Raw genomic sequence first — 9210 nt, 5'->3', positions numbered from 1 at the left:
GGACAGCACAATCAAAATGTGCCGCAATTTCCCGTAAAAAAGCATCTGGATAAGCCTCTACAAAGGATTTCAATTCCTCTAAAGGAATCTTTCGGTTTTTGACGACTCGCTTTTTCCTCTCTAAGTGTCCTTGTTCACGTAAGTTCTTTTCCCACGTGAAGAGAGTTCTGACGCCAACATCAAAAACCTTGGCTGCCTCGACATGGCTGTGCCCCTCTTTGATGTAATCTAATGCTCGCTGTTTAAAATCTGTACTATATGCCATAGCTTTATTATAACATGCTTGTTTGAAACTAAGCAACTATATCACCAGTTTTAGATGGCTTTAACAGTGAAATTATCTCCTATTTGCCGAACTTAGTACAAATGAAAGCTATGCTAGAACAAGCCTTTACAGAGAACCATTACGAAAATACAATTCTCCATAGTGACCAAGGATGGCAATACCAACACGATTTCTATCGTCATTTTTTAAAGAATAAGGGAATCCAACCATCTATGTCACGTAAGGGTAACAGCCCAGACAATGGTATGATGGAGTCCTTCTTTGGGATTCTGAAATCGGAAATGTTTTACGGTTATGAGAAGTCGTTTCAATCGCTTAATCAATTGGAACAAGCTATTGTAGACTATATTGATTACTGCAACAATAAACGAATTAAGGTAAAACTAAAAGGACTTAGCCCTGTGCAATACAGAACTAAATCCTTTGCTTAAATTAATTGTCTAACTTTTTGGGATCAGTGCATCAGTACATACACATAAAGGCGTTTTTGTTTGGGAATTACGTGATCTTGATGATATAATATAGAGAAATAAAATAAAAATAGGACAAATCAATCAGGACAATCAAATCAATTTCTAGTAATATTTTAGAAATCCAGATGTACTATTCTAGTTTCAATCTACTATATTTTAGCCCCCTCAATTTAATGAAGGGAGGTGTTGCCGATGTTAGAAACTTTACTCACAGTGTTTCTAGCTCTGTTACTTATTAACGTGTTATCTGAGCTTTTCAAGTTATGGCTTAAGAAACGTAAGAAGTAATGGTTAACCCTTTAAGAGGGTAGCAAAAAAAACCATCGGTGGCACGGTGGGGCTTTTTAGTTACATATGCTGTAACTTTACTCACATTGTAAGTTCATTCTAACACAACCCCTCCGATATTTCAAGCTTTTGTTTTGATATGTCCTCAGAGGTCATTTCGCAATCTTATAACACTGAAGCCTGTGGTTTGAGTCCGCTTTACTGAAATTAGCCCACGCTCTACTAGCCTCCATTCTACAGCAAAGAAATCAACTCTTTTCTAGGGGATTTCCGCCCTCATTTTGCTCTTTTGTGCTAAAATAGATTTATAAATTGAAAATAAGGAATGTTTATGAAATCAGGTAATGGTTTTTGCAAAGGCTGTCTCTATTTTTGGGGCTTCTTGTTCTTACTGGGCCTTTTGGTTCAATATGCTCTCCCACTTGCGGCTTGTGTCCTGCTAGGCTATGGTGGTTATCGTCTCTATAAACGTTGGCGCTATCCTCTTTTGCAGGATCGTTCTCTCGACGATCGGATTGAGCTTTTAAAAGCTCGTATTCGTCAGGCGGACAAGGATATTCAGCAATTGGAGGGAACTTTAGTAGAAAAAGGTTCAGATTCCTATAAGAGTCTGGCCAATCAAGTATTGATCGAACTGAGGGAAATCCATCAGGAGGCGGATTGTCTCAAGTCCTATATCGATGCTGATATCTACAACCGTATTGACAAAAAGGTTCGTACAGTAAGGGCAAACATCGATGTTCAGCTAGAACGTTTGGATAGAGAAAGTCAGGTAGAACTTGAAAATGCGGAGCCAGAGGAACTAGCTCCAGAATTGTCTCAGACCTTGGATAATATTGCCGTTGACCATCAGGCTATTTTAGACAAGATTGCCACCTCTGCCGAGGGGGATAAGGAAGAATTGACGGCCATTCATAGTTTGAAGATGGAGAAATTCAAAACGATTTTAGAAGGCTATTTAAAGATTAAGGCCAATCCTAAAAACTATAATCGAGCAGAAGAACGTTTACAGCAAGCTAAATCAGCTATCGAACAATTTGACCTTGAGCTGGACCAGGTGTTGAGAGAACTCAATGAAACAGATATGCGTGATTTTGATATTAGTTTGCGTATCCTAGAAAAAGATCGTAAAGAATAGGTTAGAAACAAAGGAGTAACCATGACAGAATTTAATTTTGATATTGACCAGATTGCCAATAATACGGTAGCTAAGGTGGATAAGACAACCCAAATCATCGAGACCAATACTGGCTCAGACAAGACCTTGACCTTCCTTGAGAAGCTGAGCCCTGAGCAACAAGAAGGGATCAAGGCGCACGTGCCCCAGTTGGTAGACCAGTTTGTCACCAATCAAAATGCTCTTTTGGATTTTGGACAATCTGCTGTCGAAGGTGTGAACAATACAGTCAACCGTATCTTGTCAGAACAAAAGAAACTGCAGATTCCTCAAGTGGATGATCTACTCAAAAATACCAACCGTGAGTTGCAAGGCTTTGTAGTTAAATACAAGAACGCTGAAATTGCTGAGTTAGAAGAGAAGCCAAACTTTTTGCAACGACTGTTTAACAAGAGCAAGAATACCCTACAGGAATTTTACTTTGACTCAAAAACAGTAGAGCAAAAGCTCGATGGCATGGCTGCCGCAGTGGTCAAGCAAGAAGATGTGCTAGCTCGAAATATCGTCTCTGCTGAGATGTTGATTGAGGACAATACCAAATCCATTGAAAATCTAGTGGGAGTGATTTCCTTTATCGAAGCCAGCCAGACAGAAGCTGGCAAGCGCGCTGCAGAACTGAAAGCTCAAGCTGACCAACTCGATACAAGTACGGTAGAATACCAAACCAAGTCACAAGAATTGGCCCGCATGGCTGAAGTGGTCAATACCCTTGAACAACAACATACTGAGTATGTCAGCCGTCTCTATGTTGCCTGGGCAACAACACCTCAGATGCGAAATCTTGTGAAGGTGTCATCTGATATGCGCCAAAAATTGGGAATGCTTCGTCGTAATACGATTCCGACAATGAAACTTTCCATTGCCCAACTGGGTATTTTGCAACAATCCATGAAATCAGGTGTCGTGGCAGATGCCATTGTCAATGCCAATAATGCTGCCCTTCAGATGCTAGCTGAAACCAGTAAGGAAGTGATTCCGCAGATGGAACGAATTGCCCAAAGCCCGACAGTCGCTGTTGAGTCTGTTACCAAACTGGCTGAAAGTCTGGTCGCTCAAAACCAGGGTATCGTCGCTGCCATTGAATTGGGTCGTCAGAAACGTGCCCAACTAGAAACAACTATCGTCAAGTCCGCAGAAATGATCAACGATTCTGTCAAACTACGCGATGAGAAAATCGTCCAAGCCCTTCTCGACCAAGGCAAGGACGCCCAGAAAGAAGTACAAGAATAATACACAAGGATGCTGGGAAAAACTCAATTTCAGGAGAAAATGAAGTAAATCTTTCTACAATAAAACGCATAATATCAAGGTTGTATAATTCTTGATATTATGCGTTTTTTTGATTTCAAAGACTTTTTCTCCAGACTCTTGTGATTCTATATTTACCTTTTCTATTCTTTTTGCTTTTATGATAAGGCAGGTTATTTGAATTTTTTTTAATTCATTAAGTACCGCTCTATTAGATTTTTTATCATCTTTTAATTCGAATTCTTTAGATTTATAAATCAAATAGTCTGAAAAATCTGGAAATAAGGCATTTGTTTCATAATTGTATTCTTTTAACTTTCGTAAAAGTTCTCTTTGAATTAATTCATAGTAGTCGCCAGAAATTCTTTCCTCTTGATTATTTTTATCAGAACCTGATTTGACAGACTTTCCTTCTAAAAATTTAATTACTCCGTCTAAATTTTTAGAAGATAGATCATCTTCTGGCTTAGTATGATTAGAGCTTTGCTGATTTTTTAAAGACTTAATAGAGGCCTCTATATTAAATTTGATATTTAGAATAATTCTATCGATAGGTTTATAATTTTCTAATTCTATTTCATTTTTTTTAAAATTTATAAATTTAATAAGTTTATCAAAATTTATAAAAGCACCTTTTTGTGCCCGTATTCTCTTATTTGTAATTTTCTTATGAACTAAAGAAATTATTCCATTCTCACTATCATTGCTGGAGTCAATTTTATAGAACTCTAACTGAGGATTTTTTATTTTCCCAAAACCTAACATAAACAACATGGCTATGAATGGATTTTCGGAAATATCTAGTAGACTTGTTGGCAAACCATAATGTTGTAAGATAGCTAATTCATCAGCTCGGATATCTAACATTTCTTGATTTAAAGGGACATATTTAACTTCATCAGGAAATTCTCTAGAGATATTTAGATAAAGAGATTCAAAAGTGTTACAGTATTTATTTCCTTCACTATTTTGTAAATTTCTAAATATCCCTGGTACTGTTTCCCAATCTTCTCTTTGTCCTCTATAGTAATTATAGCCTTGTCTTTGAAACGATGTAATCATTTCTTTTATTAAGTAAAATAAACTCCATGAATTTTTTTCATCTTTATATCCTAATCCCGTACCTGCACTTAATAAATATTTATTGATATCATCGATTTCATCTTGCAATTTAGAGTTTTTATTTGTTGATGAGAGTTCTAGATTTTGAATTTTGTAAATTGGTGTTAAATCTTCCTGAGGTTGGTTTATTCCAATTATATTTATTACTATTTTAAAATCATTAAAGATTTTTGAATTCAGTTGATTTTTTATTTCTTCAGGGGATGAATAATAGGTCCCTAAATTTTCATAGAATTTATCCCTAAGTAACATAAAATTCTCCTTAAATGGACAATACACCCAAATTAATAAGTCTATATTTCATAGCCGGATTGGACACATTTAATTTTTCAGCAAGATAAGTAATAATAATTTCATCATTTAAAGTATCTAATTCCTCCCAGGTCATAGAATAATCTATTGCCATTCTATCGATTGCTTTTATGATTAACTTTTGCGGCATTAGTAGTTCTGCTGCAAACTGGTTAGCAGCTCTTTCTTTAGCATTCGCTACTGGTGTTTGTTCACGTTCAGAAATTCCTTCATGTTTTAACACAAAATGGCCTAATTCATGAGACTTAGTAAATCGTTGACGCTGTAGCGGTTCCAAAATATTAACATACATTTTTTTAGTGTCAGCATCATATTTTCCAGAATGCGAATCGAAGTATGTTTCTATAACCTCAATTCCTAATTCAGCAATAATTTTATCAATATCTATACTATATTCATCTGATTGAAGTTCAATGTCTGATATTACTTCTTTTTTATTGTCAAAATAAGACATAAAATCTGTTGAGTATAGTTCGCTATATTTATAGACTTTACACATTATAAATTCTCCTATTTATATTTTTTATTTTTATTAAAAAATTATGAATTATTCTAAGTTATCATGATACAAAAATAGTTTATATTACTATTCTAAACTAAAAAGATCTTTTAGTCTATAGATAGATTGAAAATTTAAGAAAGAAACTACCTTTACTCTGAAATAAGAGATAAAACCATGGGAAACCTTTTCACTACTAGTCTTTTATGATACAATAGAAGGAAGTAAAGGCGCTGTTTTTTCGATGTCGCAACGCCTTGGATGAATGAAAAGGAAGAGTCCCTATGGTTTTCAGATTTAAGCAAATAACTAGCTTGCATATATATATATATATATATATATAAACTTGCGTTTTCATACCCATTTTCAAAACCTGCCAATCTTTTTGGTAGGCTTTTTGCGTTGTAGAAATGGGGTATGAACATGGCTTACACCTTATCAAAAGAATTAGAGCAAGAACTCATCGTTTCAGCACCTGAGTTACAGCCTAGTTATACTGCCATCGTAGAATACCTAGAAGCTATCAACCAGAAAGGAGCATCTGGAAGCAATTCTCAGGAACTCCAGAACCAGCTTGCTATTCAGCTGAGACGTTTAGAAGATTTAGTGCAGGGTTATATTCAAATAAAGAAGAATCCCCATCACTACCTAGATGCAGATAAAGACTTGACGGCAGCCTATCAAGCCATTAAAGGGACGGAGCAAGATCTTCTCAAAAAATTGCAATATCTCAATCAAGCCGCCTTGCAGGATTTCCATATCATCCAGAGACTCTCTCCCAAAGATGAGACTGCTATCCCTGTAGCAGGTAAAGCCAAAACCAAACAGGAATTGGCTATAGAGCGAGATTTGATCAACCAGTTGACAAAGGGAGAAAGTCAATGGGTGTATCGACCTGAGTTAAATACAGAAGACCTCCTATGGGGAAACTTTTTTGCCAAGCTGGAAGCCAATAATGTCCGCATTTTGCAAGACCATCCCCTTACAAATTCAGAGAAAAATCAAATTAAAAACCAGCTCAATTTCGTCAACTTCTACGAAGCAGCCAAGTGGATAGCAGGGGAAAATGGCATTGCCAAGGTGCAGGTTCAACGTGAAGATGCTAGTTTAGGCACCATTCGCTTGGAAGTCTTGTGGAGAAACAATGTCGCTGGTGGCAAATCCAGCTATGAGGTTGTCAACCAAGTCATCACAGGCGGAGAAGGGATTCGCCAGCGTCGTGGGGATGTGACTTTGCTAATCAATGGTCTGCCTATGATTCAAATCGAACTGAAAAGCCGTTCTCATCCTTATATGGATGCCTTCCGTCAGATTAAGAAATACGACCAAGAAGGACAGTTCAGAGGTATTTTTTCAAGTCTTCAGATGTTTGTCGTCTCTAATGTCACAGACACTCGCTACATCGCAGCTGCCAAAGCCAACAAGCTAAATGAACGCTTCTTGACCAAGTGGGTGGATAGTGAAAATAGCCCCCAACCCCAGCTATTTGACTTTGCAGAGTCTGTCTTGTCGATACCGAGAGCCCACGAGATGGTCATGCAGTATTCTGTCATCGATGATGACAAGAAGGCCTTGATTTTATTGCGTCCCTATCAAGTACATGCCATTGAGGCTATCCGTGAAGCCAGTCGCAAGCGCCAGTCGGGCTATATTTGGCATACGACTGGTTCAGGAAAGACCCTGACCTCCTATAAGGTTTCGCGCAATCTGCTCCAGATTCCATCTATCGAAAAGACAATCTTTGTGATTGATAGGACAGACCTTGACCAGCAGACGACCAGTTCGTTTCAGTCTTACGCAGAGAATGACATGATCGATATCGACGAGACCGATGATACACAGGAATTGGTTAAAAATCTAGCTTCTGATGACCGCCGTGTCGTTGTGACGACCATCCAGAAAATCAATGCCATGATTCGTCAGTTTGATGAAGGCCGTCACCAAAAGGTCTACAATCGTATCAAGCAACTCAAACTAGCCTTTGTCGTCGATGAATGCCATCGCGCAGTGACTCCTGAACGCCAACGCCACCTAGAGCACTTCTTTACAAATTCTCTCTGGTATGGGTTTACAGGAACTCCTATCTTTACAGAAAATAAACGTGAACAAAAAGGAGACCTTGCTCAGACGACCGAAGAGCAGTACGGTGACTGCCTCCATCAATATACCGTCAAAGAAGCCATCCATGACAAGGCGGTTCTTGGTTTTAATGTGGAGTATCAGACGACCATGCCTGGTTGGGCAGAAGATGAGATTGACGAGGAGCGTTATGATGACGAAGGACATATGCTTGCCGTTTTAGATGCTATTCTCAATCGCTCAAGACGCAAACTCGGTTTCCAAAATGGGGTAGGAAAAACCTATGAAGCCATTTTGACTGTCAAAAGCATTGTCCGTGCGCAGGCCTATTATAACCTGATTAAGCAAGTCAAAAATGGAGAGAAGTCTCTAAGCATTTCGGAAAATGTTAAAAAGGTTTTGCCAGACTTCCCTAAGGTTGCCATTACTTACTCTGTGACAGAAAATGAAGCAAACTCCTATGTCAACCAAGCCTACATGGAGGAGAGCCTAGAAGACTACAATGCCATGTTTGGTACCCACTTTAGCCTAGCAACAATTGCTTCCTACAATAGTGACCTCAACGACCGTCTGGCCCGTAAGAAAGAACGCTTTGCCTTCCGTGAGGAACAGTTGGACTTGGTTATCGTTGTGGACCGCTTGTTGACAGGCTTTGATGCCCCTTGCCTATCGACCCTGTTCATGGATCGTCAGCCCATGAAACCACAGCATATCATTCAGGCCTTTTCACGAACCAATCGCCTCTTTGATGAAGGCAAGAAATTCGGCCAAATCGTCACCTTCCAAACGCCTGGCCGTTTTAAAGAAAAGGTGGATGAAGCTCTGAGCCTCTACTCAAATGGTGGCGAAACCAGTGTCTTAGCCCCAGAATGGCAGGAGGAGAAGGCCAAGTTTCTTGAGAAGGTTCATCAACTATTAGCCATCGCTCCAAGTCCAGAGCAGGTGCCTGATTTGGATACGGCTACAGATGCAGAATTAAAACGCTTTGCCAAGGCCTTCCAAGAATTTGACAAGCTCCTATCTTCTATACAGATCTATTCTGACTATGATGAGAAAGTCATCCTCAGAGAGATTGGCCTCAGCTTAGAAGACATCGAGAACTTTGCCGGCCAATATCACAATGTCATCGAAGAACTCCGCAGACGCAGAAAAGAAGACCAAGAAGATGAAGGTGTGTTACTGGATATCGAGTATGAGCTTGAATCCATCCGCACCGACGAGATAAACTATCACTATATCCTCTCTCTCATCCAAGCCCTGATTGAAAATCGGGAAAACCTCATCGGTAAAAAGGAAAAGGGTCTGGTAGATAACTATATCGAAGATTTGAACAAATCCAATCCCAAGTTATCCAGCCTCATCTCCAAACTCTGGCAGAATGTCCAAGCAGATGCTAAGAGCTATCAGGGGCAGTCTGTGACCCATAAGTTGGATGAGATGATTGAGCTAACAACCCAGAAAAAGATTCGTGAAACGGCAGATTATTGGCAGATAGGAGAGGATGAACTCCAGTTCGTAGTGGACAACTACCGCATCGGACGAGACAAGCAAAATGGTGAAAAAGCCATTACGGAATCTCAGGACTATCTGGCCTATAAGGAAGCCCACGGAGACAAGGCACTACCAAAACTCAAATACAAAAAAGCCCTCAAAGAGGACTATATGCGCATGATTTCAGAGGATATCTTACCGCTAAGAGGGAGATAGGTTTATACTCTTCGAAAAT

General features: G+C 39.0%; 5 protein-coding genes and 2 pseudogenes. 4 read left to right on the top strand and 3 right to left on the bottom strand.

All coding sequences use genetic code 11. The features are described 5' to 3' along the window. Positions 1–265: pseudogene (locus tag HT671_RS09335) on the bottom strand (IS630 family transposase); the annotation flags it as partial. A 38-nt stretch (positions 266–303) separates the two neighbouring features. On the opposite strand from HT671_RS09335, the pseudogene HT671_RS09330 reads away from it, so the two are divergent. From HT671_RS09330 to HT671_RS09320, 3 genes and pseudogenes are all read left to right on the top strand, one after another. Beyond that, positions 304–717: pseudogene (locus HT671_RS09330) on the top strand (IS3 family transposase); the annotation flags it as partial. A 661-nt stretch (positions 718–1378) separates the two neighbouring features. Beyond that, positions 1379–2185, top strand: coding sequence for a hypothetical protein (locus tag HT671_RS09325; RefSeq protein WP_054392978.1), 807 nt, complete (start codon positions 1379–1381; stop codon positions 2183–2185). 21 nt (positions 2186–2206) lie between these two features. Further along, positions 2207–3454, top strand: coding sequence for a toxic anion resistance protein (locus HT671_RS09320; RefSeq protein WP_172923139.1), 1248 nt, complete (start codon positions 2207–2209; stop codon positions 3452–3454). Positions 3455–3508: 54 nt separating this feature from the next. Here HT671_RS09320 and HT671_RS09315 read toward each other — a convergent pair whose 3' ends face one another. Both HT671_RS09315 and HT671_RS09310 read right to left on the bottom strand, forming a co-directional pair. After that, positions 3509–4846, bottom strand: a complete 1338-nt coding sequence (locus HT671_RS09315; protein ID WP_230554377.1) for an FRG domain-containing protein — start codon at positions 4844–4846, stop codon at positions 3509–3511. Between the two features lie 10 nt (positions 4847–4856). Then, on the bottom strand, positions 4857–5405 hold the full coding sequence (locus HT671_RS09310) for an ImmA/IrrE family metallo-endopeptidase (protein ID WP_000335401.1): 549 nt from the start codon (positions 5403–5405) through the stop codon (positions 4857–4859). 417 nt (positions 5406–5822) lie between these two features. Between HT671_RS09310 and HT671_RS09305 the strand changes: the two genes are divergently transcribed. After that, positions 5823–9191, top strand: coding sequence for a type I restriction endonuclease subunit R (locus HT671_RS09305; protein ID WP_240153278.1), 3369 nt, complete (start codon positions 5823–5825; stop codon positions 9189–9191). The last annotated feature ends 19 nt before the right edge of the window (positions 9192–9210 follow it).

This window comes from Streptococcus sp. 2741 (assembly GCF_013276315.1).
Taxonomy (GTDB): Bacteria; Bacillota; Bacilli; order Lactobacillales; family Streptococcaceae; genus Streptococcus; species Streptococcus pseudopneumoniae.
This window is presented reverse-complemented; position numbering and strand designations above follow the sequence as displayed.